General features: G+C 71.8%; 25 protein-coding genes. 19 read left to right on the top strand and 6 right to left on the bottom strand.

Translation table 11 applies throughout. From position 1 onward, the window contains the following. Positions 1 to 444 (top strand): SRPBCC family protein, encoded by a 444-nt coding sequence (locus tag QRN30_RS02225; protein WP_159556151.1) that lies wholly within the window; start codon positions 1 to 3, stop codon positions 442 to 444. A gap of 135 nt (positions 445 to 579) precedes the next feature. Here the strand turns inward: QRN30_RS02225 and QRN30_RS02220 are convergent, their stop codons facing one another. Continuing rightward, positions 580 to 1,398 carry a shikimate 5-dehydrogenase gene (locus QRN30_RS02220; RefSeq protein WP_042537588.1) on the bottom strand — a complete coding sequence of 273 codons (819 nt, stop codon included), beginning with the start codon at positions 1,396 to 1,398 and terminating at the stop codon, positions 580 to 582. A 103-nt stretch (positions 1,399 to 1,501) separates the two neighbouring features. On the opposite strand from QRN30_RS02220, the gene QRN30_RS02215 reads away from it, so the two are divergent. The 3 genes from QRN30_RS02215 to QRN30_RS02205 all read left to right on the top strand — a co-directional run bounded on the left by QRN30_RS02215 (position 1,502) and on the right by QRN30_RS02205 (position 4,157). Further along, positions 1,502 to 2,428, top strand: a complete 927-nt coding sequence (locus tag QRN30_RS02215; protein ID WP_042537586.1) for an NADP-dependent oxidoreductase — start codon at positions 1,502 to 1,504, stop codon at positions 2,426 to 2,428. Between the two features lie 93 nt (positions 2,429 to 2,521). Further along, a complete protein-coding gene (locus tag QRN30_RS02210) occupies positions 2,522 to 2,716 on the top strand; it encodes a PspC domain-containing protein (RefSeq protein WP_017887911.1) in 195 nt (64 codons plus the stop codon). A 34-nt stretch (positions 2,717 to 2,750) separates the two neighbouring features. After that, complete coding sequence (locus QRN30_RS02205) at positions 2,751 to 4,157, top strand: L-serine ammonia-lyase (RefSeq protein ID WP_284760308.1); 1,407 nt, start codon at positions 2,751 to 2,753, stop codon at positions 4,155 to 4,157. 39 nt (positions 4,158 to 4,196) lie between these two features. Here QRN30_RS02205 and QRN30_RS02200 read toward each other — a convergent pair whose 3' ends face one another. Genes QRN30_RS02200 through QRN30_RS02180 form a run of 5 tightly spaced genes read right to left on the bottom strand, consistent with a single transcriptional unit; the run spans position 4,197 to position 8,950 of the window. Next, entirely contained in the window at positions 4,197 to 5,033 is an 837-nt protein-coding gene (locus QRN30_RS02200) for a class II fructose-bisphosphate aldolase (RefSeq protein WP_017887913.1), read from the bottom strand. Further along, on the bottom strand, positions 5,030 to 6,049 hold the full coding sequence (locus tag QRN30_RS02195) for a 1-phosphofructokinase family hexose kinase (protein WP_284760307.1): 1,020 nt from the start codon (positions 6,047 to 6,049) through the stop codon (positions 5,030 to 5,032). Before QRN30_RS02195 ends, QRN30_RS02200 begins: the two co-directional genes overlap by 4 nt. Further along, positions 6,046 to 7,164, bottom strand: coding sequence for an N-acetylglucosamine-6-phosphate deacetylase (gene nagA / locus QRN30_RS02190; RefSeq protein ID WP_284760305.1), 1,119 nt, complete (start codon positions 7,162 to 7,164; stop codon positions 6,046 to 6,048). Before nagA ends, QRN30_RS02195 begins: the two co-directional genes overlap by 4 nt. Then, a complete protein-coding gene (locus tag QRN30_RS02185) occupies positions 7,161 to 8,072 on the bottom strand; it encodes an ROK family protein (RefSeq protein WP_284760303.1) in 912 nt (303 codons plus the stop codon). Before QRN30_RS02185 ends, nagA begins: the two co-directional genes overlap by 4 nt. Beyond that, positions 8,072 to 8,950 carry an SIS domain-containing protein gene (locus QRN30_RS02180; RefSeq protein WP_284760302.1) on the bottom strand — a complete coding sequence of 293 codons (879 nt, stop codon included), beginning with the start codon at positions 8,948 to 8,950 and terminating at the stop codon, positions 8,072 to 8,074. Before QRN30_RS02180 ends, QRN30_RS02185 begins: the two co-directional genes overlap by 1 nt. 133 nt (positions 8,951 to 9,083) lie before the next feature. On the opposite strand from QRN30_RS02180, the gene QRN30_RS02175 reads away from it, so the two are divergent. The 15 genes from QRN30_RS02175 to QRN30_RS02105 all read left to right on the top strand — a co-directional run bounded on the left by QRN30_RS02175 (position 9,084) and on the right by QRN30_RS02105 (position 25,710). Next, positions 9,084 to 9,872, top strand: a complete 789-nt coding sequence (locus tag QRN30_RS02175) for a DeoR/GlpR family DNA-binding transcription regulator (protein ID WP_031260150.1) — start codon at positions 9,084 to 9,086, stop codon at positions 9,870 to 9,872. 147 nt (positions 9,873 to 10,019) lie between these two features. After that, complete coding sequence (locus QRN30_RS02170; protein ID WP_284760299.1) at positions 10,020 to 11,261, top strand: Gfo/Idh/MocA family protein; 1,242 nt, start codon at positions 10,020 to 10,022, stop codon at positions 11,259 to 11,261. A gap of 23 nt (positions 11,262 to 11,284) precedes the next feature. Continuing rightward, positions 11,285 to 12,610 carry an ABC transporter substrate-binding protein gene (locus QRN30_RS02165; protein ID WP_052481654.1) on the top strand — a complete coding sequence of 442 codons (1,326 nt, stop codon included), beginning with the start codon at positions 11,285 to 11,287 and terminating at the stop codon, positions 12,608 to 12,610. Positions 12,611 to 12,619: 9 nt separating this feature from the next. Then, complete coding sequence (locus QRN30_RS02160; RefSeq protein WP_071250059.1) at positions 12,620 to 13,597, top strand: carbohydrate ABC transporter permease; 978 nt, start codon at positions 12,620 to 12,622, stop codon at positions 13,595 to 13,597. Continuing rightward, complete coding sequence (locus tag QRN30_RS02155) at positions 13,594 to 14,454, top strand: carbohydrate ABC transporter permease (protein WP_031260151.1); 861 nt, start codon at positions 13,594 to 13,596, stop codon at positions 14,452 to 14,454. Before QRN30_RS02160 ends, QRN30_RS02155 begins: the two co-directional genes overlap by 4 nt. Continuing rightward, positions 14,451 to 15,224 carry a hypothetical protein gene (locus tag QRN30_RS02150; RefSeq protein ID WP_284760296.1) on the top strand — a complete coding sequence of 258 codons (774 nt, stop codon included), beginning with the start codon at positions 14,451 to 14,453 and terminating at the stop codon, positions 15,222 to 15,224. Before QRN30_RS02155 ends, QRN30_RS02150 begins: the two co-directional genes overlap by 4 nt. A gap of 34 nt (positions 15,225 to 15,258) precedes the next feature. Then, a complete protein-coding gene (locus QRN30_RS02145; RefSeq protein ID WP_017887924.1) occupies positions 15,259 to 15,453 on the top strand; it encodes a hypothetical protein in 195 nt (64 codons plus the stop codon). Between the two features lie 54 nt (positions 15,454 to 15,507). After that, a complete protein-coding gene (locus tag QRN30_RS02140) occupies positions 15,508 to 17,193 on the top strand; it encodes a bifunctional 3'-5' exonuclease/DNA polymerase (protein ID WP_284760295.1) in 1,686 nt (561 codons plus the stop codon). A 51-nt stretch (positions 17,194 to 17,244) separates the two neighbouring features. After that, positions 17,245 to 17,919 (top strand): sporulation delaying protein family toxin, encoded by a 675-nt coding sequence (locus QRN30_RS02135; protein ID WP_214532129.1) that lies wholly within the window; start codon positions 17,245 to 17,247, stop codon positions 17,917 to 17,919. Between the two features lie 6 nt (positions 17,920 to 17,925). After that, positions 17,926 to 18,456 carry an SdpA family antimicrobial peptide system protein gene (locus QRN30_RS02130; RefSeq protein WP_140448577.1) on the top strand — a complete coding sequence of 177 codons (531 nt, stop codon included), beginning with the start codon at positions 17,926 to 17,928 and terminating at the stop codon, positions 18,454 to 18,456. Next, a complete protein-coding gene (locus QRN30_RS02125; protein ID WP_161598104.1) occupies positions 18,453 to 19,391 on the top strand; it encodes a sporulation-delaying protein SdpB family protein in 939 nt (312 codons plus the stop codon). Before QRN30_RS02130 ends, QRN30_RS02125 begins: the two co-directional genes overlap by 4 nt. Further along, on the top strand, positions 19,391 to 19,852 hold the full coding sequence (locus tag QRN30_RS02120; protein ID WP_140448575.1) for a hypothetical protein: 462 nt from the start codon (positions 19,391 to 19,393) through the stop codon (positions 19,850 to 19,852). Before QRN30_RS02125 ends, QRN30_RS02120 begins: the two co-directional genes overlap by 1 nt. 46 nt (positions 19,853 to 19,898) lie before the next feature. Beyond that, positions 19,899 to 20,717, top strand: a complete 819-nt coding sequence (locus QRN30_RS02115) for a phosphatase PAP2 family protein (RefSeq protein ID WP_284760289.1) — start codon at positions 19,899 to 19,901, stop codon at positions 20,715 to 20,717. 147 nt (positions 20,718 to 20,864) lie between these two features. Beyond that, positions 20,865 to 22,451 (top strand): serine/threonine-protein kinase, encoded by a 1,587-nt coding sequence (locus tag QRN30_RS02110; RefSeq protein WP_071250065.1) that lies wholly within the window; start codon positions 20,865 to 20,867, stop codon positions 22,449 to 22,451. A gap of 46 nt (positions 22,452 to 22,497) precedes the next feature. Continuing rightward, positions 22,498 to 25,710, top strand: a complete 3,213-nt coding sequence (locus QRN30_RS02105) for a GH92 family glycosyl hydrolase (RefSeq protein ID WP_284760286.1) — start codon at positions 22,498 to 22,500, stop codon at positions 25,708 to 25,710.

Genomic DNA, 25,710 nt, shown 5'->3' with positions numbered 1-25,710 from the left:
ATGGCGAAGAGCGTCCGCATCCTGCACTGCCGTCCCGAAGCCGTCTTCGACGTGCTCGGCGACGGGTGGCTCTACACGACCTGGGTGGTCGGGGCGTCGCGCATGCGCAAGGAGGAATCCGGGTGGCCGCAGGTCGGCACGCGGCTGCACCACTCGTTCGGCGCCTGGCCGATCGTCATCGACGACGTCACGACGTCGCTGGTCTGGGAGCCGCCACACCGCATGGTCATCCAGCCCAAGGGCTGGCCCATCGGCGAGGCCCGCGTCGAGCTGACGGTCGAACCGCACCGGCACGGCAGCAAGGTCACGATCACCGAGAACGCGGTGGCCGGGCCGGGGTCGCACGTGCCGGACTTCCTCATGCAGCCGCTCATCTGGATCCGCAACCGCGAGACGCTCCGCCGCCTCGAGTGGGTGGCCGTCGGGCGCGCGGCGACCGCCTGAGACGTCCCCGCGAACGGACGGGAGGCCCGTGGCGGCGCCGCCACGGGCCTCCCGTCACGGCCGTCGTGCCGCTGGCGCGTCACGCCGGAACCGGCGGGTGGGGCCCACCTCCCGTCCGCCCTGTGGGTGCGTCGACTACTCGGCGCGCGAGAACTCGCTGGCCCGCGCCACCTGGTCGTCGGTCAGGGCGACGCCCGTGTACCGCTCGAACTGACGGGCTGCCTGCAGGGCGATGACCTCGGCGCCGGTGATGACGTGCTTGCCGGCGTCGCGGCCCGCCCGCACGAGCGGGGTCTCCGACGGGAACGCGACCACGTCGAAGACGGTGTGGGCAGCCTCGATCCGCTCCGGCGCGAAGGCGAGTGCGTCCTGCTGGTCGCCGCGCATGCCGAGCGGGGTGACGTTGACGACCAGGTCGGTCTCCCCCGCCTCACGCTCGTCGGCGACCCACTCGTAGCCGTACTGCGTCGCCAGGGCCGGGCCGGTCTGCTCGTTGCGGGCGACGACCGTCAACCGGTCGAAGCCGGCGCCTCGGAACGCCGCCGTGACGGCCTTGGCCATGCCGCCGGAGCCGCGGAGCAGCACGCGCGAAGCCGGGTCGACGCGGTGCGACCCGAGCAGTGCGGCGATCGCTTCGTAGTCGGTGTTCGACGCGGTGAGCACGCCGTCGTCGTTCACGACCGTGTTGACCGACTGGATCGCGGCGGCGGAGTCCTCGATGTGGTCGACGAGCGGGATGATCGCCTCCTTGAAGGGCATCGACACCGAGCAGCCGCGGATGCCGAGCGCGCGGATGCCGGCGACGGCGCCGGGCAGATCCGTCGTGGTGAAGGCCTTGTACAGGAACTCGAGACCGAGCTCGTCGTACAGGAAGTTGTGGAAGCGGGTGCCGATGTTGCTCGGTCGCGCGGCCAGCGACATGCAGACCTGCATGTCCTTGTTCAGGATGGGCATGCTCTCAGTCTCGCACTGTCGCACGCCCGCACTCTCCTGCTCTTGCACGGATGGAGCGGTCCACGCAGGCCGGGTGCGGCGCTCCGGGGTAGCGTCGGTCCCGATGACTGAGATCCCGGAGACCATGCGCGCTGTCCGCTTCGACGAGTGGGGTGACCGATCGGTCCTGCACGTCGCCGAGGTGCCCGTGCCCGACGTGACCGCCGGGCGGGTGCTCGTCCGCGTGCGTGCCGCCGGGATCAACCCCGGTGAGTCGGCGATCCGCCAGGGCGCGTTCGGCGGCGACCTGCCGTCCGGGCAGGGCACCGACTTCGCCGGCATCGTCGTCGCCGTCGGGGCCGAGGTCGACGGCGTCGACGAGGGCGAAGAGGTCATCGGCTGGTCGTGGGACCGCGCGAGCCAGGCCGAGTACGTCTCGGTGCCGGCCGTGCAGGTCGTCCAGAAGCCACGCCTGCTCGACTGGACGGTGGCGGGTGGTCTCGACGTCATCGCGACCACCGCGGCGGCGGCCGTCCGCGCGGTCGACCCGCGTGCCGGTGAGACCGTCGTGGTGTCCGGTGCCGCGGGCGGGGTCGGCGGCTTCGTCACCCAGCTGCTCGCGAACGAGGGCATCGACGTCATCGCCGTCGCGTCCGAGGCGAACCACGAGTGGCTCCGCTCCAAGCGCGCACGACCCGTCGCGTACGGCGACGGCCTGCAGGAGCGCATCACCGAACTCGCGACGAACGGTGTCGACGCCGTGATCGACACCCACGGCGCCGAGTACGTCCGGCTCGGCATCGCGCTCGGGGTGCCGGTCGACCGCATCGAGACGATCATCGCGTTCGACGAGGCCGCCGAGGTCGGGGCGAAGACCTCGGGCAGTGCGGACACGGCCGATCCGGAGATCCTCGGCGCGCTCGCACTCGAGGTCGCGAACGGCGCGATCGAGGTGCCCGTCGCCGCGACCTACCCGCTCGACCGCGTGCAGGACGCCTTCGAGGAGCTCGAGCACGGCCACACGCGCGGCAAGATCGTCCTCATCCCCTGACCCCTCGACCACGCGGGTCCGGGGGTTTCCCCCACCACGCTCGGGGTGCGTCCCGGATGCGCCGGCCCGGCGGCGTTGCGTAGCGTCGTCGGTATGAGCACACTCTCCCGTCCCCGCAACGGTCGTCTGCTGGCCGGTGTCTGCGCCGGTCTCGCCGACCGCTTCACCCTGTCCCGCACCCTGGTCCGGGTGATCTGGGTCATCCTGAGCCTGTTCCCCGGGCCGCTGTGGATCGCCTACGTCGTGCTGTGGTTCGTGATGCCGCCCGAGGGTGGTCGGCGGCGCTGAGCACCGGTCCGTCCGGACGGGTTAGTGTGGCGGCGTGCCGGTCTCCGTCTTCGATCTGTTCAGCGTCGGTGTCGGCCCCTCGAGCTCGCACACCGTCGGCCCGATGCGGGCCGGTGCCGAGTTCGCGAGCCTGGTGCGTGGCCTGCCCGTCGCCTCCGTGGTGGTCGACCTGTACGGGTCCCTCGCATCGACCGGGCAGGGCCACGGCACGCTCGGCGCCGTCGTCGCGGGGCTCATGGGTTCGCACCCCGAGACCGTCGACCCGGATGCCATGGCCCGCGCACTCGAGGCGCTGGAACGCGACGGCGTCCTGCGGCTCGACGGCGGAGCGAGCGTGCCGTTCCGCCTCGCCGACATCGTCCTGCACCCCCTGACGATGCTGCCCCGCCACCCGAACGCCATGCGGCTGCGAGCCCGTGACGCCGCGGGTGTCGACCTGGCCGACGAGACCTACTACTCGATCGGCGGCGGGTTCATCGCGCGGGACGACGAGGCCGAACCCGCCGTGGACGCACTGGCTGCTGTCGCCGGTGCCGCGATCCCGGTCGACGACGCCGTGCCGTACCCGTTCTCGAGCGGTGCCGAGCTGCTCGTCGCCTGCGCGGATTCGGGCCTGCCGATCAGCGGCGTCGCCCTGGCGAACGAAGCCGTCGCCCGGACGGACACCGAGGTCCGCTCGGGGCTGCTCGGGATCCACGGCGTGATGGAGTCGTGCGTCGACCGATCCGTCCGCCGGGGCGGGTGCCTGCCCGGCGGGCTCGACGTCCGTCGTCGCGCGGCCACCTGGCACGAGCAGCTCACCCGCGAGGACCCCGACCACGACCCGCTCTTCGCGATGGAGTGGGTGAACCTCGTCGCCATGGCGGTCAACGAGGAGAACGCCACCGGTGGCCGCGTCGTCACCGCCCCGACGAACGGTGCCGCCGGCATCATCCCCGCGGTGCTGTACTACGCGCGCACCTACGTCCCCACGGTCGCCGACGCCTCCGCGGACGAACGGGACGACGCCGTCGTGCGATTCCTGCTGACCGCCGGGGCGATCGGGTCGATCTACAAGGAACGGGCGTCGATCTCCGGCGCCGAGGTCGGCTGCCAGGGCGAGGTCGGTTCGGCAGCGTCGATGGCGGCTGCGGGGCTCGCCGAGGTCCTCGGGGGCACGCCGGAGCAGGTCGAGAACGCCGCCGAGATCGCGATGGAGCACAACCTCGGGCTGACCTGTGACCCGATCGGCGGGCTGGTGCAGATCCCGTGCATCGAGCGGAACGCGATCGCGGCGAACAAGGCGATCAACGCCGCCCGGATGGCCCTGCGTGGCGACGGGGTGCACCACGTGTCGCTCGACCAGGTCGTCGAGACGATGCGGCAGACCGGGGCGGACATGTCCTCGAAGTACAAGGAGACCGCGATGGGCGGGCTCGCGGTGAACGTCCCGCTCTGCTGAGCGTCGCGGTCGCGCGTGCTCGTCTGCTCTGCTCGCTCGTCAGGCGTGCAGGAGCGTCAGCAGCCGCGCCGTCTCGGTGGCGATGGCGTCCCGGCCCGCTGCGACGTACTTGCGCGGGTCGACGACGTCCGGCCGCTCGTCGAGCACGGTGCGGAGCGCACGGGTGAACAGGCCGTTCAGGTGCGTCGAGATGTTGATCTTCGTCATCCCCGCGTGCACGGCGCCGCGGAGTTCGTCGTCGGACAGGCCCGAGGAGCCGTGCAGCACGAGCGGCACCGGCACCGCGGCACGCAGGCGCTCGACCAGGTCGCGGTCCACCGACGCCTCGCGGGTCTGCATCGCGTGCGACGTCCCCACCGCGACCGCCAGGGCATCGACGCCGGTGTCGGCCACGAACGCGGCGGCGTCGGTCGGATCGGTGCGGACGCCGGGCGCGTGCACGCCGTCCTTGCCACCGACCTCGCCGAGCTCGGCCTCGATCGCGACCCCCGCGGCGTGACACCGAGCAGCGAGTTCCCGCGTTGCAGCCACGTTCGCGGCGAAGTCCAGGTGCGAGCCGTCGTACATGACCGAGTCGACGCCCAGGTCGACGCCGGCCGCCACCAGCTCGGGGTCCTCGATGTGGTCGAGGTGCACGAGGACCTCGACGTCGGCCGCACGTGCGACGGCCTGGGTCGCGGTCGTGATCGGTGCGAGGCCGCCGTGGTACCGGACGCAGTTCTCGCTGATCTGCAGGATCACCGGCAGCCCCGCCAGCTCGGCACCGGAGACGATCGCCTCGGCGTGCTCGAGCAGCACCACGTTGAACGCGCCGACCCCGCGGCGTGCCGTGCGGGCGGTGTCGAGCAGGCCGGTGAGGGCGAGGTCGGTGATCATGCGGAGGTCCTCGTTCGGTCGTGTGCGGGAGCAGGAGCGGGCGGGGTGGACAGGAAGCGGTCGACGTCAGCCGGGTCGACCGTGCCGGCCACCGGCTGCAGGACGGCGGCAGCCCCGTGTGCGGCGGCGGACCGCAGCGCGCGGAGCAGGGTGGCGTCGTCGGGGGCGCTGACACTGCCCTCGGGCGTGGGGAGGCCGGCAGCGACGAGCGCACCGACGAGTCCGGCGGTGGCTGCGTCGCCGGCGCCGGTGGGGTTGCCCGAGACCCCGGGGACCGCAGGCACTTCGAGCACGTGGTCGGCGGTGTGGGCGGCGATGCCCTCGGAACCCCGGGAGACCACGACGACCGCGGCGCCGAGCCCGAGGAGTCGGAGCGCCCCCGACCGCTCGTCGTCGGCGCCGGTGGCCTCGACCAGTTCCTCGCGGTTGGGCTTGCAGACCGTCGCCCCGGCCGAAGCGGCAGCCAGCAGCGCGGTGCCCGAGCAGTCGACCACGGAGAGCACACCGCGGCGGCGGGCGGCGGTGACCCAGCGGGCGACGACCGCGGGGTCGGTGTCGCGGGGCAGGGAGCCCGACACGACCAGGGCCGCGGCGTGCGGGGCATCAGCGGCACCGTCGGCACCGCCGACATCGCCGTCGAGCAGTGTCTCGACCGCGGTGGTGACGGTGTCCCACTCGCCGGGGCTGAGCACGGGCCCGGGCTCCCCGAACATCGTCGGGTGCGCGGTGTCGTCCACCACCGTCACGGTCGTGCGGGTCTCGCCACGGACAGCGACGTCGGTGTGGACGAGCCCGAGGCCGTCGAGGGCGTCGGCGATCCAGTGCCCGCCGTCGCCGCCGAGGGGTAGCACGGCATGGGTCGGGACACCGGTGGCGGCGAGGACCCGGCCGACGTTCAGGCCCTTGCCGCCGGGGCGTCGCTCGACCCCGAGCACGCGCTGGGTCTCGCCGATGCGCTGTTCGGCGACCCGGTAGGTCACGTCGACGGCGGGGTTCGGGGTGACGACGAGGATCACGCGACCACCGCCGTCGGCAGGGCTCGGACGCTGCCGTGCGCCGGGTCGAGCACGAGCAGATCGGCGGGGGCGCCCACGCCCAGGGGCGCCGGTGCCCCGAGCAGGCGTGCCGCACGCGCCGCGGAAGCAGCGACGACCTCGGGCAGGTCGGTCCCCGCGTCGAGCAGGCGGCGGACGGCGTCGGCGACCGTGATCGTGCTGCCCGCCAGCGACGAACCGTCAGCGAGCACGGCGAGCCCGTCGCGGACGGTCACGGCCGATCCGGCCACCGTGTACGCCCCGTCGGGGCAACCGGTCGCGGCCATGGCGTCGGAGACCAGGACCATCCGGCCCGGTGCGCTGCGCTGGACGACGTCGACGGTGACCGGGTCGAGGTGGTGGCCGTCGACGATGCACTCGAGCAGCACCCGGTCGTCGGTGAGCGCGACCCCGACCGGCCCGGGCGCGCGGTGGTGCAGCGGTGGCATCCCGTTGAACAGGTGGGTGACGAGCGAGGCGCCGGCGTCGACCGCGCGGCGGGTCTGCTCGGCGGTGGCGTCGGTGTGGCCGATGGCGACGACGACCCCGGCTCCGACGAAGCGGGCAACGGCGTCGAGGGCACCGGGCAGCTCCGGCGCGAGCGTGACGATGCGCAGGGCGCCACCCGCGGCGTCGCAGTAGGCGTCGACCTCGGCGGGGTCCGGGGCGTGCAGCAGGTCGACGCGGTGCGCCCCGCGACGGGCGGGCGCGAGCCACGGCCCCTCCAGGTGGAGCCCGGCGAGCGTGCCGTCCGCGACGAGCGGTCGGAGCCGGGTGAGGGCCGCCACGGTGTCCGTGCGCTCACCCGTGGCGATGGACCCGACCAGGGTGGTCGTGCCCCGTGACCGGTGGTGCCCAGCGGCGGCGCGGGCGTCCTCGGCGGAGCACCCGGCGAAGTCGTGCCCGAGTGCGCCGTGGGCGTGCAGGTCGACGAACCCGGGCACGATCGCACCGTCGACGGTGACGGCGGTGTCCGTGCGCATCGGGGATCCGGTGCCGGTCGCCAGCACGGTGTCGTCATCGCCGATGACGAGCCAGCCGTCGTGCAGGTCTGACTGGGCCGTGACGATGCGATGGGCCCGGACGAGTGTGGTCACAGCAGGACCCCGGTCTCGGTTCCGACCAGCTCGCGTGCGAGGATCCCCGCACCGATGGCGCCGGCTGCGTCGCCGTGCCGGGCGGGGACGATGACGGGGACACGGACGCCCTGCAAGCGCTCCGTGACGGCAGCGCGCAGCGGGTCGAGCAGCAGCGGTCCGGACTCGGCGAGTCCCCCGCCGACGATGATCGTGTGGTTCCCGGCGACCGCGGTGGTCCAGGCGAGCGCATCGGCCAGGACCGCGACGCAGTCGTCCCAGACCGCACGGGCGGCTGGGTCGTCCTGGCGGACCAGGAGCATTGCGGCGTGTGCGGACGGAGCAGCGGCACGACGTGCGACTCCCCCGGCGGACGCGATCTCCTCGACGCGGTGACCCGCGTGCGGGCCGGTCTGGATCCGGACCTGCCCGATCTCCCCCGCCCAGCCACCACCGGACACGACGACACCGTCGACCACCAGGGCGCTCGCGAGCCCGGTGCCGACCGGCACGAACGAGACCGACCCCCGAGACAGTGCCGGGTCGCCGGCCCGGACCTCGGCCAGGGCACCGGCGCGGACGTCGTGGCCGAAGGCGAGCGGGACGTCGATCGCCTGTCGCAGGAGCTCGGCGCGGACGAGGTCACGCACCGGGACGTCACGCCATCCCAGGTTGACGGACAGGTCGACGGTGCCGCGGGTCTCGTCGACGACGCCGGGGGTCACCAGCCCGATCGCTCCGAGCGGCGCCCGTCGCATGGCCTGGGCAGCCAGTCCGGCGACGGCCAGGGCGAGGCGCTCGGCGTCCGGGTCGTCACGCGGCGTCGGTACCCGGGTCTCGTCGAGGACGAGTCCGTCGGCGGTCGTCAGACGGGTCTTGATGCCCGTGCCGCCGACGTCGACCCCGAGCACCGCGCCTGCGCCACCCATCAGGTGAGGATGACCGACCGGGTGAGCGACCGGGGGTTGTCCGGGTCGAGCCCGCGTCCCTCGGCCAGGGCGACGGCGAACCGGTGCACGACGACGAGTCCGGCGAGCGGGTCGAGGTCGTGCTGGACGAACCGGGCACCGGTGGCGGCGACCTCGGCGGCCAGGCCCTCGGGTGCCGCGCCGAGCGACCAGACGAGTCGGCCGGGCTGCGCGATCGCGATGGGGCCGTGCCGGTAGTCCATCGCCGGGTAGGACTCGGCCCAGAACTGCGCGGCCTCGCGCGTCTTGAGCGCGGCTTCGAACGTCAGACCCACGGCGGGCCCACGACCGACGAACGAGACCTGCTCGGCGTCGAGCAGGTCGTCGATCGGCACCGTCAGTGCGGTCTCGGCCTGGGCTGCGAGCGCGTCGACGTCGTCGCCGATGGACGCTCGCAGCAGTGCGAGCGTCGTGGTGGCGAAGCGGGTCTGGACGACCGAGCGCTCGTCGGCGAAGGGCAGTGCGACCACCTGGTCGGCGACGGCCGCGGCGGGGCTGCCGGCGACGGCGGTGACCAGCACGGTCCGCTGGGACGGCAAGGCCTGCAGCAGGTCGACGATCTCGGTCGTCGTGCCCGAGCGGCTGATCATGAGCACGCGGTCGTACTCGCGTGACGCGGGGTACTCGGACCCGGCGAAGGCGTCTGTCACGCCGAGGCCCGCCTGCTCACGGGCGACGGCGTAGCTCATGGCGATGAACCAGCTCGTCCCGCAGCCGATCACGGCCACGCGTTCGCCCGGCTGGGGGAGCGCGTCGGCGAAGGTCGGCAGGAGCGCGGCGGCTGCACGCCAGGTCTCCGGCTGCGAGGCCAGTTCAGCGCTCACGAAGGTGTCGGTCATGGGAGCCTTCCGGGTCCGGATCGATCCGGGTGATCGATGATCAGGAAGCGTAGCGAGCGATCGTGCGCAAGGGAAGGGCAAAACGTCATTTCCGATCACCGAGGGACGGCGGCGACGCCGTAGGATGACCGTCATGACCCCCCAACAGCGGCTGAACGCCCTGCTCGAACTGGTGAGCGAACGCGGCAACGTGTCGATCGCCGAGATCGGGGAGCTGCTGGGGATATCCGCCGCGACTGCCCGCCGTGACCTCGCCATGCTGGCCGACCAGCGACTCGTCACCCGCACGCACGGGGGAGCGGCCGCACTCGGTGCCGGCTACGAGCTGCCGCTGCAGTACAAGATCGCCCGGCAGGCCGAGGCCAAGACCGCGATCGCCCGTGCCGCCGCCCGGCTCGTGCAGCCCGGCGAGACCGTCGGGCTCAACGGCGGGACGACCACGACCGAGGTCGCGCGCGAACTCGGCAAGAGCGAACGGTTCATCCGCGCCGACGGCGAGTTCGGCATCACGATCGTGACGAACGCCCTGAACGTCGGGTACGAGCTGTCCGTCCGTGCCAACGTGAAGATCGTGGTCACCGGCGGCGTGGCCCGGCGCCAGTCCTACGAGCTGGTCGGGCCGCTCGTCCGGGACACCCTGGACGAGTTCGCCCTCGACCTGGTGGTGCTCGGCGTCGACGGACTCACCGGGCAGTACGGCGCGACGACCATGCACGAGGGCGAGGCCGAGGTCAGCAGGCACTTCGCCTCGGTCGGTCGACGGGTCGTCGTGGTCGCCGACTCCACCAAGATCGAACGCTCCACCTTCGCCCGGATCTGCCCACTCGACCGCATCGACGTCCTGGTCACCGACCAGCCCGTGCCGGCCTCGTTCGCCGCCGACCTGGCCAGCGCCGGCGTGGAGCTCGTCGTCGCCGACTGAGCCCTCCGTGCGTCCGGCCCCGGGTGGGCCGGACGTTTCGATCGTGTAAAACCCGTCCCTGCGCGGATGCGTGAGCGATCCGTGAGCGCCTATTGTGCATTCATGAGCGATTCGGCATCATGGACGTCACATTCACGCAAGGGAGCGATGAGCATGGGCGTTGACGACGCAGGACTCCGCGTCGCGGTGATCGGGATGGGCCAGCGGTCCGCCATCGCGCGCCACGTGGCCGAGGCCACCGCCGCCGACGCGTCGCTGCAGGCCCGGGTCGTGGCCGTCGCGGACGTCACGGCGGCGGGCCGCCAGCGCGGACGCGACGAGTACCCGGATGCCCTGGTGGTCGAACACCACCTGGACCTCACCGGGCACGTCGACGCCGCCATCGTCACCACGCCGGACTGGACCCACGCCGAGATCGCGATCGACCTGCTCCGCGCGGGCATCGCCGTCTACCTCGAGAAGCCGCTCGCCATCACGGTCGAGGACGCCGACGCGGTGCTGAACACCGCGGCCCGGACCGGCACCCCGCTGTACGTCGGACACAACTTCCGGCACGCCGCCGTCGTCCGCCTGATGCGCGAGATCATCGGCCGTGGCGAGATCGGCCAGGTCAAGGCCGTCTGGTGCCGGCACTTCGTCGGCAACGGCGGTGACTACTACTTCAAGGACTGGCACGCCGACCGCAGCAAGGTGAACTCGCTCCTGCTGCAGAAGGCGAGCCACGACCTCGACGTCATCCACGCGCTCGGCGGGGGCGACACCGCCCGGGTCGTCGGGATGGGCTCGCTGTCGGTCTACGGCGACGTCACCGACCGCCGCGACCGCAGCGGTGAACTGATGGGGGACTGGTTCTCCCACGACAACTGGCCGCCGCTCGCCCAGACCGGGCTGAACCCCGTCGTCGACGTCGAGGACGTCTCGATGGTGATGATGACGCTCGACAACGGCGTGCAGGCCAGCTACGAGCAGTGCCACTTCACGCCGGACTACTGGCGGAACTACACCGTCATCGGCACCGAGGGGCGCCTCGAGAACATCGGTGACACCGGTGGGGGCGCCGTGAAGGTCTGGACGCACCGCCGGGGCTGGGACACCGCGGGGGATCGCGAGTACCCGATCGACGGCGTCGAGGACGGCCACGCCGATGCCGACCTGCTCACCATGACCGAGTTCCTGCGGTCCGTCGCCCTCGGCGAACCGTCGGAGCTCTCCCCGATCGCGGCCCGCGCCGCCGTCGCCGCGGGCGCGCTGGCCACGCGCTCGCTCCGCAACGGGTCCGTCCCCATCGACGTCCCGCCCCTGCCGGCCGAGACCATCGCGCACTTCACGTCGAACGCCCTGCACTCCACCCCCTCCACCCCGCATCCCGCCCAGACCGTCGGCTCCTGACGGCCGTGCGAAAGGACACCCCGATGACCGCACACATCCCCACCCGAGGAACCGGCGTGCGCCGCGTCCTCCTCGGCGCCGTCGCCGCCCTCGGCGCGGCCGCACTCCTGGCCGGCTGCTCCTCGTCGTCCGGAGCGTCCGGCTCCGGCGGCGACTACGAAGCCGCGCCGAAGGACACCAAGGCGTCCCTGACCTACGCCGTCTGGGACGAGAACCAGGTGAAGGCGATCAAGGCCAACCTGAAGGGCTTCAACGAGGAGTACCCGGACATCAAGGTGAGCGTCGACGTCACGCCGTTCGCCAACTACTGGACGAAGCTGCAGACCCAGGGGTCGAGCAACACACTGCCCGACCTGTTCTGGATGAACGGCCCGAACTTCCAGCTGTACGCGGCCAACGGCAAGCTCGCGCCGATCACCGGCGAGGTCGAGTCCGGGGACATCGACGCGTCGAAGTACTCGAGCGCCCTCAACGACCTGTACACGTACGACGACACCCAGTACGGCGTGCCGAAGGACTTCGACACCATCGGGGTCTGGCTCAACAAGTCGCTGTTCGAGCAGGCCGGCATGGACCTGCCGTCCAAGGACTGGACCTGGGACGACTTCCAGCAGACCGGCGCCGAGCTGTCCGAGAAGCTCGAGTCGAAGGGCGCCTACGGAGCGGCCGGCGGCATGGACGGCCAGACGACCTACTACAACACGATCCTGCAGGCCGGGGGATCGGTCCTGAACGCTGACGGCACCGAGTCCGAGTACGCCACGAAGGCGTCCGAGGACGGCCTGCGGTTCTGGACCGACCTGATCGACTCGGGGGCATCGCCCTCGATCAAGCAGCTCACCGACACCACGGCCGACCAGTGGTTCACCTCGGGCAAGCTCGCGATGTACCAGGGCGGCAGCTGGTTCCGCTCCGCGCTGACCGGCACCGAGCTCGAGAAGGACGTCGTCGCCTACCCGCTGCCGAAGGGCAAGGAGCAGGCGACCGTCATCCACGGCGTCTCGAACGTCGTGTCCGAGGCCAGCAAGGACAAGGCCGCCGCCCAGGCGCTGCAGGTCTACCTCGCGGGCAAGACGGCCCAGCAGCAGCAGGGCGACATGGGCGCGGTCATCCCGGCGTACGAGGGCACGCAGGGCGCCTTCACGAAGACGATGCCCGACGCCGACCTGCAGGTGTTCCTCGACGCGGTGGACTACGCGAAGCCGCTGCCGGTGTCGAAGAACACCGCGGCCTGGAACACCCTCGAGACCACCCTGCTGCCGAGCGCGTTCGACGGGTCGAAGCCCGTCGACCAGGTGGCCGAGGACCTCGCACAGAAGATGGACGCCGCCCTCGCCAAGGAAGAGTAGGACCCGCGCGTGACGATCAACACTGAGCGGCCCCCGGCCGCAGCCGCCCCCGCCCGGACGACACGTTCGCCCGGGCGGGGTGCCCCGGCTCCGCGAGGCGGCGGCGGCCGAGCACCACGACGGACCGACGGCTGGTGGCCGTGGCTCTTCGTGCTCCCGATGCTCGTCGGCGTCGGCACCTTCTACATCTGGCCGATCATCCAGACGTTCTGGTACTCGTTCACCAGCTGGGGCGTCTTCGGCGGTGCGACCTTCACCGGCGTCGCGAACTACGTCCGGCTCGTCGGTGACCCGCAGCTGTACCAGTCGCTGCTCAACACGGTGATCTACACGGCCGTCGTCCTGGCCGGGATCCCGATCGCGGTGTGGCTGGCCAGTCTGCTGAACACCCCGGGGCTGCGGTTCGCGCAGTTCTACCGGGTGCTCTTCTTCCTGCCGTACGTCGCCATGCCCGCGGCGATCGCGCTGGTCTGGCGCATCATGTACAACGGCGACTACGGCATCGTGAACTGGTTCCTCGGGAACGTCGGCATCGACGGCCCGTACTGGATCTCGACGCCCGGCTTCGCGCTGGTCGCGGTGAGCCTGGTCGGCCTCTGGTCGTCCCTCGGCTTCTCGATGATCATCCTCGGCGCCGGGCTCAAGGACATCCCGCCGGAGCTCTACGAGGCCGCCGAACTCGACGGCGCGAGCCGGTGGCGGCAGTTCCGCTCGGTGACCGTGCCGTTGCTCAGTCCGAGCATCTTCTTCGTGGTGATCGTGACGACGATCTCGAGCTTCCAGCTGTTCGACCTGCTGTACGCGATCCTCGGCAGCACCAACCCGGTGATCCCGAGGACGATGTCGCTCGTCTTCTACTTCTACAACGCCGGGTTCATCGACAACGACAAGGGCTTCGCGGCTGCGATCGCGATGGTGATCTTCCTGCTCATCGGCATCGTCACGCTCGTGCAGTTCCGCGTCCAACGGAAGTGGGTGCAGGGATGACCGCCACCGTCACACCACCCCGGGCAGCACGCCGGCCCGGCCGTCGAGGCGGCAGCCACTGGTGGATCCACGTCGTGCTGGGCATCGGCGGCTTCGCGATGGCGTTCCCGTTCCTGTGGCAGATCATCATGTCGCTGTCGACGAACGCGCAGGTGCAGTCCGTCACGCCGGTCTTCTGGCCGGGGGAGCTGCAGTGGCAGAACTACGCGCAGGTCTTCGAACGCCTGCCGTTCCTCAGCCAGCTCGGCACGTCGGTGTCCGTCACGATCATCCGCACGATCGCGCAGATCGTCCTGTGCACGCTCGCCGGGTACGCCTTCGCCCGGATGCGGTTCCGCGGCCGGGCGGCGCTGCTCGCGATCGTGCTCTCGATCCTGCTCGTGCCCTCGCAGGTCTACCTGATCTCGCAGTACCAGATCGTGCAGGGCCTCGGCTGGCTCGACACCCTGATGGGGATCGTCGCACCCGGGCTGTTCAGCGCCTTCGGCACGTTCCTGATGCGGACCGCGTTCCTGAACATGCCGCCCGAGCTCGAAGAGGCCGCGCGGATGGACGGCGCGAACCCGTTCCAGACGTTCTGGCGGATCATGCTGCCCCTGGCCCGTCCGTCGATCAGCGTGCTCGCGATCACGACCGTGCTGTGGTCGTGGAACGAGCTGCTCTGGCCGCTCGTGGTCTCCACCCGCGCCGAGGACATGCCGCTCGCCGCCGGCCTCGCGACGCTGTCGAGCGACCGCACGATCGACTACCCGGTGCTGATGGCCGCGAGCCTGATGGCGATGGCGCCGGTGCTCATCATGTTCGTCGTGCTGCAGCGTCGGGTGATGGACGGGCTCGCCTCGTCCGGTCTGAAGTGACCACCGCGACCCCCGGCCTGGAGGCCCGTCCCGCGTCCGTCGCGGTCCTCGCCGCCGCCGTGGGGTCACCGGACGACTCCGCGACGGTGGCGGCCGCAGTGGCCGCCACCGTCGCCGACGCCGGACCCGCGGAGCGGGACGCACTGCTGGTGGCAGCGCTCCGCGCCGCGGTGCCGGACACCGCCGATGCCCTCGCGGGGCGTGGGCTCCCGCGCGCGCTCGCCGAGGCATCCGTCGCCGACGTCGACCGCAAGCTCGCGCGCTACGGGCTGCACGGCACCGGGGTGGAGTGGCTCGTCGCCGTGGTGACCGGGCGCGTGGTGGCCGTGGGGCGCCTCCAGTTCGAACTCGGCGACCACCTGGCGGACGGCACGTCGGCCTGGGGTGTGCACGTGCCGGAGACGGGGCCGCTCGACCCGGTGGCCTGCGACCGCTCGTTCGCCGACGCACCCGAGGTCCTGCGCGGCTTCGCGGGGCACCTCGCTGCGGACCGGTGGCAGTGCCGCTCCTGGATGCTCGACCCGGGGCTGCCCGCCGCGCTCGGTCCCGATGCCAACCTCGTGCGGTTCGCCCGGCGCTTCAGGCTCGTCCCGCCGGGGGAGCACGATGCGACCGAGGGGGACGCCAGCGTCGCGAAGTTCGTCTTCGGGGTGCCGTTGGCGACCGCTCGCTCCGCGGCGCCGTCCGGGCGGTTGCGTGCGGCCGTGCTCGACCGGTGGGCGAGCGGTGGGCACTGGACCGAGCGGACCGGAACGGCGCCGGTCGCGTGACCGCCCGCAGCCGCGGCCGCGTAGCGTGCACGGCATGACGAAGCCCGACCACGACCACCTCGACGACGGCGTCGACATGACGTTCGAGGAACGCCGACAGGACACGTTCCGTCGCATGTCCGGATCCGACGAGCACGACGCCGATCCGCGGGTCGAGGTCTCCCGTGCCGAGGACGGCGACGTCCGCATCGACGTCGCCGACACCGCGGCGGTCCGACCCGGCGAGTGACGCCCGTTCCGGCCCTGGTCCGCCGGGGTCGGTGGGGCACGGCATGATCGTGTCGTGCACCTCGTCCTCCGCCGCGTCGACGGCGGCGTCCTCGCGACGCCCCTGACCGACGCGGGGACCGCCGGGGGTGAGCCGGTCCGCCTGGACGAGCCGGGCCTCCCGGCCTTCGTCGCGGTCCACGACGCACCGGGCGTGCGCTGGGTGTGGGACGACACCGCGCGCTGGTACCCGGCCGTGCTCGCCGCCGGGGGTCGGGTCGGTCGCTGCGTCGACCTGCGCCTCGGTCGTCGGGTGCTGCGGGCCGCGCTCGCTGCTCGGGGATCCGTGCTCGCCGCTGCGCCGGCCGACGGCCTGGACGCCCCGGTCGCCGAAGCCCGCGTGGTCCGCCCGACGCAGGCCCAGCTCTTCGACGACGCGTTGTTCACCGCCGCCGTGCCCGACGACGAGGTCGACCCGGTGGCAGAGTTCCGCGCGCAGCTCGCCGCCGTTGCGGGGTCGAGCGCGCCCGGCGCCCTGCGCCTGCTGCTCACCGCGGAGTCAGCCGGTGCGCTCGTGGCGGCCGAGATGCTGCACGCCGGGCTGCCGTGGCGGGCCGACGTGCACGAGCGCCTGCTCGAGGACGCCCTCGGGCCGCGCGTGCCCTACGGCGTGCGGCCGCGACGGCTCGAGGAGATCGCCGCCGTCGTGCGGGAACGCCTCGACGATCCCGGTCTCAACCCGGACTCGCCCGCCGACGTGCTGAAGGCGCTCCGCCGCGTCGGCCTGATGGTCACCAGTACCCGGAAGTGGGAGCTGCAGGAGATCGAGCACCCCGTCATCGAGCCGCTGCTCGAGTACAAGCGCCTGGCGCGACTGCTCACCGCCAACGGCTGGACGTGGCTCGACGACTGGATCCGCGACGGCCGGTTCCACCCGAAGTACGTCGTCGGCGGTGTCGTCACCGGTCGTTGGGCGGCCGACGGCGGGGGAGCGATGCAGCTGCCGAAGGGCATCCGCGGAGCCGTCATCGCCGACCCCGGGTGGAAGCTCGTCGTGGCCGACGCCGCACAGCTGGAGCCCCGGGTGCTCGCCGCGATGTCCGGCGACCGGGCGATGGCCGCGGCCGGCGACGGACGCGACCTGTACGACGGCGTGGTGGCCTCGGGCGCGGTCGAGACCCGGCAGCAGGCCAAGGTGGCGATGCTCGGCGCGATGTACGGGGCGACCCAGGGCGAGGGCGGTCGGCTCGTGCCGCGCCTGGTCCGGGCGTTCCCGCAGGCGCTCGCCATGGTGGAGCGCGCGGCCCGTGCGGGGGAGCGCGGCGAACCGGTGACGACGCTGCTCGGGCGGACGTCACCGGTGCCCGAGGACTCGTGGTTCGAGGCCCGGAACCAGGCCTACACGGTCGAGGGGACCCCGGCCATGCAGCGTGCCGTCGAGTCCCGCGCCCGGAGCTGGGGGCGGTTCACCCGGAACTTCGTGGTGCAGGGGACCGCGGCGGAGTGGGCGCTCGCGTGGATGGGGTCCCTGCGATCGCGGCTCCTCGCGCGGTTCCCCGGTGCCGTGACGGACGGGCCGCACCTGGTGTTCTTCGTGCACGACGAGATCGTGGTGCACGCCCCGGCGGAGCATGCGGACTGGGTGGCACAGCAGATCCGGGAGGCCGCCGTCGACGCCGGACGGCTGCTGTTCCAGGACTTCCCGGTGACGTTCCCGCTGTCGGTCGCGGTGGTGGGGGCGTACTCGGAGGCGAAGGACTGAGGTGGCAGCCAAGGGAAGAACTGACTGCTCCTGACGTTGTGCCGTTGAAACATGTATGCCAGTGTTTCAGAGAACGACGAAAGGCATGCATTGAAGCACTCACTTACCGCCCTTGCTGCACCGGTCCTCCTTGTGGCGGGTCTCCTCGGCACGAGCCCTTCGAACGCGGCACACGCAGCTACGGCGGGTGGTCCTTCCGACGCAGCAATCGTCGAAGCCCTCGCCTACGGTGCGGGAGACCTCGCCCACCAGCTGGGCACGGAGGTCGGAGTCGACGTGCTCGTGTCTGATGGCTTCGACGTCGGCGGATACCGAGAGAAGGCTCGCGCGGCCAGTACCGAGGTGCTGGCCGCCGAACAGGACCGCCTTGAGCCGGTTCTGCAGGATGTCCGGAGCGGCGACGTCTACCGTGCCCAGGCCGCGTCTGCTGAGCTCGGTGAGATCGTCGTCGACCACACCCGCCAGAGGATGGACGCTGAGGGTGTCGTCCCTGCAGACCTTCCGTCCGCGGAAGGAAGCGGCCGATGCGGTGCGGCCGTGGTGTGCGTTGCATACGCGGCTGTCGGGGTGCACAACGCAGCGGTGGCAACCGCTGCTGTTGCGGTCGTGGTGACCGCGGCACTGTGGTGCGGTGCCTGGACGTGGTGCGGCAAAGCGGCGACGGGTGCGGAGAGCGTGGCAGCACGAGAGCGTCTCGCCGCACAGATCGTCTCGACCATCCGGTAGTCGTCGATGACGAGCTCACGAATCCACGCGCTCGCCCTTTGTGGGACCGTCGTCTGCATCACCGTGACCGGTGTCGCGGCGATGTCCTTGCCGGCGGCCGACCATCTCGGGCCAGGCGCAAAGCGTGCAGCGAATGTGACGCGGGAACTTCTGCCCGAGGGATGGTCCTTCTTCACGAAGTCACCTCGAGATTCGTTCGTGGTCGCGTATGACGAAGCCGGTGATGAGATGGGCACGGGAGCGAACATGCAGCTCAAGTGGGCGTTCGGCTTGAACCGCGCCTCGCGGTTGGGCGGGATCGACGTGGACCGAGTCATGGAGCAGCTGGACCGTGCGGCGTGGCGAGGCTGCAAAGTGGGCACGAGCGTTTCTGAGTGCGTCAACGGGCTGAAGAGCCGGCACGTACGGATCAAGAACGACGTGCACTCGCTGTGCGGTGAGATCACACTCGTGCGGAAGAGACCCACTCCTTGGGCGTTCCGCGGAACTGATTCGCGCCCGGAGGAAGTCGCAGCCGTGAAAGTGCGATGCACGTGAGTCTCGCAACGTTGGTGCGCGGCGCGCGCACCGAGACCAAAGCCTTCACTGAGAACATTCGGCCACTCCTCGCCGCCGCCGTTCGTTGCATCGACGACGTTTCGACGTACAACTCGTCATTGGCCCTCGCGCGGACTTTCCTTGCGCTGTCCACCCTCTTGACCGTGCTGATGACGCCGGCTGGCGTGCTCTTCCTGACGAGTCCGGCCGATCCCGTCGGGGTCGTGTGCGAAGCGTTCACCTCGCGCTGGTCACTGTTCTGCATGGCTGGTGGGGCTACGCCGACCAGCATCATCATCACGCTCGCGGTCACGCTCGCGGTGATCAGCGGCTACCTCCCGGCTGTCACCGCAATCCCTCACTGGTGGGTGGCGTGGAGTCTGAACATCGGTTCCCCGATCCGAGACGGTGGGGACCAGGTCGCAGCAGTACTTACCCTGCTCTTGGTTCCGCTGCTGCTCCTCGACCGTCGTCGCAACCACTGGTCGGTGGACAGGCGCTGGAGTTCGCGATCGTGGGTTGTGCGCGGAGCAGCCTGGGCCGTGCTCGTGGTCGTCTGGGTCCAGACGTCGGTGCTGTACGCCAATGCGGCGATCGCCAAGTTCGCGGTGGCCGAGTGGGCCAATGGAACAGCGCTTTGGTACTGGATCCAAGAGCCTAGTTTTCGTCCTCCCGCCGCGTTTCTCTGGCTTGCGGAAGTCGTTCAAGGCTCCCTTGCCGGTGCCCTCATCGTGAACTACGGCGTTCTGGCGGTCGAACTGCTGGCCGCGGGACTCGTGCTGGTACGACCAGCGAATCGCAGGATTGCACTCCCGCTCATGCTTGCCTTCCACCTCTCCATCGCCGTGATGTTCGGGCTCTGGTCGTTCTTCCTCTCCATGGCAGCTCTTCTGGTGCTCTACCTCCGAGTACCGCGAAACGATCGGCCAGATTGATGCGTGTCCTCTCGTGGCAGCGGTTCGACATCGGGCTGCGGCTCATCCTCTGCAGTGGCCCTGCGCTGATCTGCGTGTTCTCCCTGGCCGAGTTCCCGGAAGTGAGCGGCTGGTGGATGCTGGGCATCGGGACCGCGTCGATCGTGCTGATGCTCAGCACCCCGGCAGTCGGCGTCATCGCGACCCGTAACGCCCTCTGGCTCGTCGCGACGCCGTTCTGGGGCGTCCGGGTCAAGGTCGGCGACATCGCCTCCGTAGCGAGCGTGGACGTGCGACCGATGGAGGACTTCGGTGGGTGGGGCGTCAAGGGCAGGAGCCGCCGCGGTGGTCTGCTCCTGGCAGCGGACGGCCAGCGCGCCGTACGCATCGCTCGACTGAACGGACAGGTCTTCCTCGCCACCTCGGATGATGCCGATGATGTGGCCAGCGCGATCGGTCGCATGGTCGCTCGGCGCTCGTAGCCAGTCGGCCGGGGCGGCTCCCGGCGGCTTCGGGCAGGGTGGACGGATGCACACTGAACGCGGGGACGCCGCCGACCGCACCGTCGGCGAAGTCGACCTGACCCGCTGGCGCTCCCGGGTCGGCCGCGGTGTCGCCGGTGCGTGGACCGCACTCGGCAAGCGCTTCGGTGCCATGCCCGTGCTGCTGCTGACCCTCGCCGTGGGTCTCGGTGTCGCCGTCCTCGCCACGTGGATCGCCTCCGAGGTCTACGACGCCGTCCGTGAAGCCGACGACGTCGCGGTGCTCGACCGGCCCGTCCTCGACTGGGCCCTCACGCTCCGATCTCCAACGGCCGACACGGTCGTCACCTGGTGGACCGACATCGCGGGCACGATCGGGATGCCGATCGTCGGGCTCGGGTTCCTGGTCGGCTTCACGATCCAGCGCCGTGCGTGGACGCCACTGGTGCTCCTCGTCGCCGCGAGCGGTGGTTCGCTGCTCATGACGATCGCGGGCAAGGACCTGATCGGTCGGGCGCGTCCGCCGCTGTCCGACGCGGTGCCGCCGTACGAGACGTCGCCGTCGTTCCCGTCGGGGCACACGCTCAACTCCACGGTGATCGTGGGCACCATCGTGTACCTGCTGCTCCTGAGGCAGTCGCGCGTCGTCACCCGGGTGCTGACGATCGTCGTGGGCACCCTCTTCGTGCTGTCGGTCGGTGCGTCGCGCGTGTTCCTCGGGCACCACTGGCTCACCGACGTGCTGGCGGCGTGGGCGCTCGGGCTGGCGTGGCTCGCGCTCGTGATCACGGCGCACCGGCTGTACCTGACGGCGATCCACCACGGTGCCGAGCCCGCGCCGGACGTGGACCGCGTCATCCACTGAGCAGAAGAAGTCGGGTGGCCGCGAGCGACCCGACATCTTCTGCTCACTCGACGGCCGCCCGGGCCGCCCGGGCCCGCGCCGCCCGCGCCGCCCGCGCCGCCGCGCTCCGGCAGAGCGCCGTCAGCCGCGACCGGTAGGTTGCCGGGCATGGAAGAACGGGTCTTCGGCGGCAGGTACCGCGTCACGGGCACGCTCGGACACGGTGGCATGGCGTCCGTGTACCGGGCGGTCGACGAGCAACTCGGTCGCGAGGTCGCGGTCAAGGTGTTCCGCATCGGCCCCGTCGACCGTGGTGAGCGCGCCCGCGCCGAGGCGGAGATCCAGACCCTCGCGACGCTCCGTGCCCCCGAGCTCGTCACGCTCTACGACGCCGCCCTCGACGACGTCGACGGCGACTCGTACCTCGTCATGGAACTCGTGCCGGGCAGCGACCTGGCGACGCGTCTGCGCGAGGGGCCGCTCGACCCCGCGACCGCCGCCCGCCTGGGTGCGCAGGTCGCCGACGGCCTGGCTGCCGTGCACGCGCAGGGGATCGTCCACCGTGACGTGAAGCCCGCGAACGTGCTGCTCGAGAGCGACGGCCGGCACGTCAAGCTCGCCGACTTCGGGATCGCCCTGCTCCGCGACGCCTCGCGCGTGACGGGGACGGGCACCGTGATGGGCACGGCCGCGTACCTGGCACCGGAGCAGGTCCTGGCGCAGGAGATCACCGGCAAGGCCGACGTCTACTCGCTCGGACTCGTGCTGCTCGAGTGCCTGACCGGCCGCCAGCCGTTCCCGGGCAGCGCCGTCGAGTCCGCCACCGCCCGGCTCACCCGCTCGCCCGAGATCGACCGCCAGCTGCCGACGGCCTGGCGGACCCTCCTGCACGTGATGACGGCGCAGGACCCGGCGGAGCGCCCGACCGCCGCCGAGGCTGCCGAGCGCCTGCGTGCCCTGGGCCGCGACGAGCCCACCAACGCCACGCAGCTCCTGCCCGGTGCGCCCGGTGCGGTGACGGCCGCGGCCGCCGGCGCGGCTGGTGCCGCAGTCGGCGCCGCCGCAGCGGCGAACGCCGACGACCGGACGCGGGCGATGCCGGCGAGCGAACTACCGAACGGTGGCGCGCAGCCAGGTGACGACGCCACGCGCGTCCTCGACACCCACCGTCCGAACGCCGCTGACGACGTCTCGACGACCGTCCTCGGCGCCCAGGCGAACGGCCGCGGTGCATCGGGTCCGAGCGGGCCGACCCCGCCGCCGGTCGCGCCCCGCCCGGTCCGGGGCGACCAGCCGGAGGACCAGCCGGCGAAGAAGAAGCGCGGGCCCCTCATCGCCGCGATCATCGTGATCGTCCTGGTGCTCATCGGCATCGGTGTGGCCGTGTTCGCCCTGAACGGTGACGGTGACGGCACGCCGGCTCCGACGGACACCACCTCGACGGCTCCGACGGAGCAGCAACCGACCGAGGACCCGGGGCAGGAACAGCAGCCGAGCGAGCCAGCGGAGCAGCAGCCGTCCCAGGAGCAGCAGCCGTCGCAGCCGGCCGAGGAGCCCAGCGAGCAGCCGAGCGAACCGACCGAGCCGGAGCAGCCCACGCAGGACCCGCCCGTCGGCCCGGAGCCGAGCACCCCCGCCTCGAACCCGGTGCAGGCGCCCCAGGACGGCACCGGCGCGGTCGACACCTCGTCGGACAAGGGCCCCGGTGCCGGCCCCGGCAAGTCCGGCAGCGCCCCCGGGCAGAACAGGGACTGACACGCCGGGGTTTTCGTCCAGTTCCTGGAGCAAATAGGCTCGCACGGTGCGAGAACTGCAACGGAGCGGTGGTCCGACGACGGCCGTGGCCGCTCGGAACGGTGTCGGCTTCGGTTCCGCGGAGGGCTGGCTCGTCGAACGACCAGCGGGCGCGTCGGTGGCCGAGGCGATCGTCCCCGGCCTCACCGGACGTACCATCGCCCCCGGCGACGAGCTGTCCTGGGTCTGGTTCCCCGAGCGGACCCTTCCCGACGGGGCGACGGAGCCGACGGAAGCAGACCTGCCGCACTTCTGGGACGCCACGGCCTTCGCCGTCGACGTCGTCTTCACCGACGGCTCGCGGCTGCGTGAGCACGCGGGGGCCCGCGACCAGTACGGCGACGTGGTCACCCCGGGCGCGCAGGAAACCGCACGCAAGCAGTGGGTGGACCAGTGGAACCGCCGAGCGGTCGACCTCACGCCGTTCGCGGGGCTGGTCGTCGACCGTCTGGAGGCCCGGCTCGGCTCCGACACGTCGGCTGCGGTCACCGACGGCGAGCGTCCGGCACTGCGCGGCTGGCTCGACGCCGTCCGGATCGGTCCCGCGCGCCCGACCCCGACGACCGCGCTCGGCCACGTCCGGACGACCCGCGGCACCCAGGCGTCGTCCCGGTTCTCCCGCGGCAACAACGCGCCGCTCGTCGGCGTCCCGCACGGCGGCGTGTTCGGCCTGCCGATGACGGACGCCTCGAGCAACCGCTGGCCGTACGCCTACCAGGAGCACGACCGGCTCGACGACCAGGGACGACTCCGTCCGGCGATCCAGGCCTTCGCGACGAGCCACATCCCGTCGCCGTGGATGGGCGACCGCGGGGTGTTCCAGGTGATGCCCTCGCCGCTCGACACCCCCGACGTCGACCGGGCCGCCCGCGCGCTCGGGTTCGACCACGAGGACGAGCAGGACGGCCCGCACCGCTACCGGGTCGCGCTCGACCACGGTGTGACGGCCGAGCTGACCGCAGGGGAGTTCGCCCTCGGGTTCCGGTTCACCGGTACCCGCAGCGTCGTGCTCGACCACCACGGCCGGGTGTCCGACGTCTCCGTGACGGTCACCGACGGCACCGCCGTGGTCGAGGCTCTGCTCGACGACCGCCCCGGCACCCCGCCGCACCACGTGCACCTGCGGGTCGCCGGGGTCACCGCCGACCACACGACGATCGGCGAGCACGAGCTGCGCGGCTGGCTGTCCGTGGGGGAGCCCGGCGGCACCGGCGGCCCGGTCGACGTCCTGCTCGGCATCTCGACCGTCTCGATCGAGGACGCCCGCGCGAACCTCGACGACGCCGGCTCGTTCGACGCCATGTGCTCCCGTGCCGAGGCGCTGTGGACCGAGAAGCTCGCGACGCTGTCCTTCGACGGCGCGAGCCCCGACCAGCTGACGAGCCTGTACTCGGGTCTGTACCGGCTGTTCCTCTACCCGAACCGTGCCGGGGAGACCGCCTTGACCGGCGCCCCGCGGCACCGTTCTCCGTACGGCGACGTGCTGGCGGACCCGATCCGCGACGAGCCCGGGCCGGAGATCGTCGACGGCCCGTTCACCACCACGAACGGCTTCTGGGACACCTACCGCACCGCCTGGCCGCTCCTCGGACTCCTGACCCCCGACACCGCGGGCGAGCTGGCCCAGGGCTTCGTCGAGCACCACCACGACGGCGGGTGGACCCCGCGCTGGAGCGCGCCCGGCGCCGAGGACTGCATGACCGGCACCACGAGCGACACCGTCTTCGCCGACCTCGCGGTGAAGGGCGTGCGCGGCTTCGACCTGGCCGAGGCGTACCGGAGCGCGGTGCGGAACGCGACCGTTCCGCCGCGTGACGAGCGCGTCGGACGCAAGGGGAGCCTCCCGGGCGCCTTCCGCGGCCACGTCGACACGGCGACCCACGAGGGGATGTCGTGGACCCTGGACGCGGCCATCAACGACTGGGGTCTGGCCGTCATGGCGGGCCTGCTCGCGTCACGGGCGCGGACGCCCGCCGACCTGTCCCGCTACGAAGCCGAGGCCGAGTGGTTCGCCCGCCGGTCGCTGCAGTACCGGCACGTGTTCGACTCCGAGCGCGGGTTCTTCATCGGCCGCGACCCGGACGGCTCGTGGCGGGTCGGCACCGAGTTCGACCCGCGCGACTGGGGCGACGACTACACGGAGACGAACGCGTGGGGCACCGCGTTCACGGCGCCGCACGACGGCGCCGGCATCGTCGACCTGCACGGCGGGCCGGAGCGGTTCGATGCCGCTCTCGACGCGTTCTTCGCCACCCCCGAGACCGGTGCGCTGGCGCGGTCCGGCTCGTACGGGTTCCCGATCCACGAGATGACCGAGGCCCGCGACGTCCGGATGGGCATGCTCGGGCTGTCGAACCAGCCCGCGCACCACATCCCCTTCTTCCCGATGTTCACCGGGCGCCACGATGACGCGCACCGCATCGTCCGCGAATCGCTCGAGCGTCTGTTCGTCGGGTCCGACCTCGGCCAGGGCTACCCCGGCGACGAGGACAACGGCGAGATGAGCGCCTGGTACGTCTTCGCGACCATCGGCCTGTACCCGCTGGCGCCGTCGACCGGCACCTACGTGCTCGTACCGCCGTCGGTCCGCAGGACGGTGCTGCGACAGCCTGGGCCCACGCCGCCGGATCCTGACCGACGCGCCAGCGGCGGGCAGGCCGTGCCGGTGGGGAGAGGAACGGAGACGGTCATCGAGATCGCCGCCGGCTCCGCAGGCCGGTACGTGGCGTCGGTGACGGTCGACGGCTCGCCCTGGACCTCGGTCACCATCCCGCACAGCGTGGTCGTGGCCGCGTCGCGGATCGAGTTCACCCTGTCCGACGAACCGCAGGGCTGGGCGTCGGACACCCGCCCCGTCTCGGCCTCCGACGTGCACGGCTACCGGGACGCCCCGGTGGACGTCCTGCCCGTCGGGGCATCGGCGCTCACCGACGACACCGGCCGCTCCGTCACGGCGCTCGCCGCGGGGGAGTCCGTGTCCTTCGACGTGTCGTGCCCCGCCGCCTCGCTGTACACGGTGACGGTGGCATCGCCGGGGTCCTACTCGTGGCGGGTCGGCCTCGACGACGCCGTCACCGCGGTCGACGGCGCCGAGTTCTCGTGGGCCGGGCAGACCCGGGTGTTCCGGATCCTCGGCGGTGGGTCGTCGTTCACGTTCACCGCCGGCACCGACCTGCCGCTGACGCAGCTCGAGCTCATCGCGGCCGACGGACAGCGTTGA

Source organism: Curtobacterium sp. MEB011 (assembly GCF_030209655.1).
Taxonomy (GTDB): Bacteria; Actinomycetota; Actinomycetes; order Actinomycetales; family Microbacteriaceae; genus Curtobacterium; species Curtobacterium poinsettiae.
This window is presented reverse-complemented; position numbering and strand designations above follow the sequence as displayed.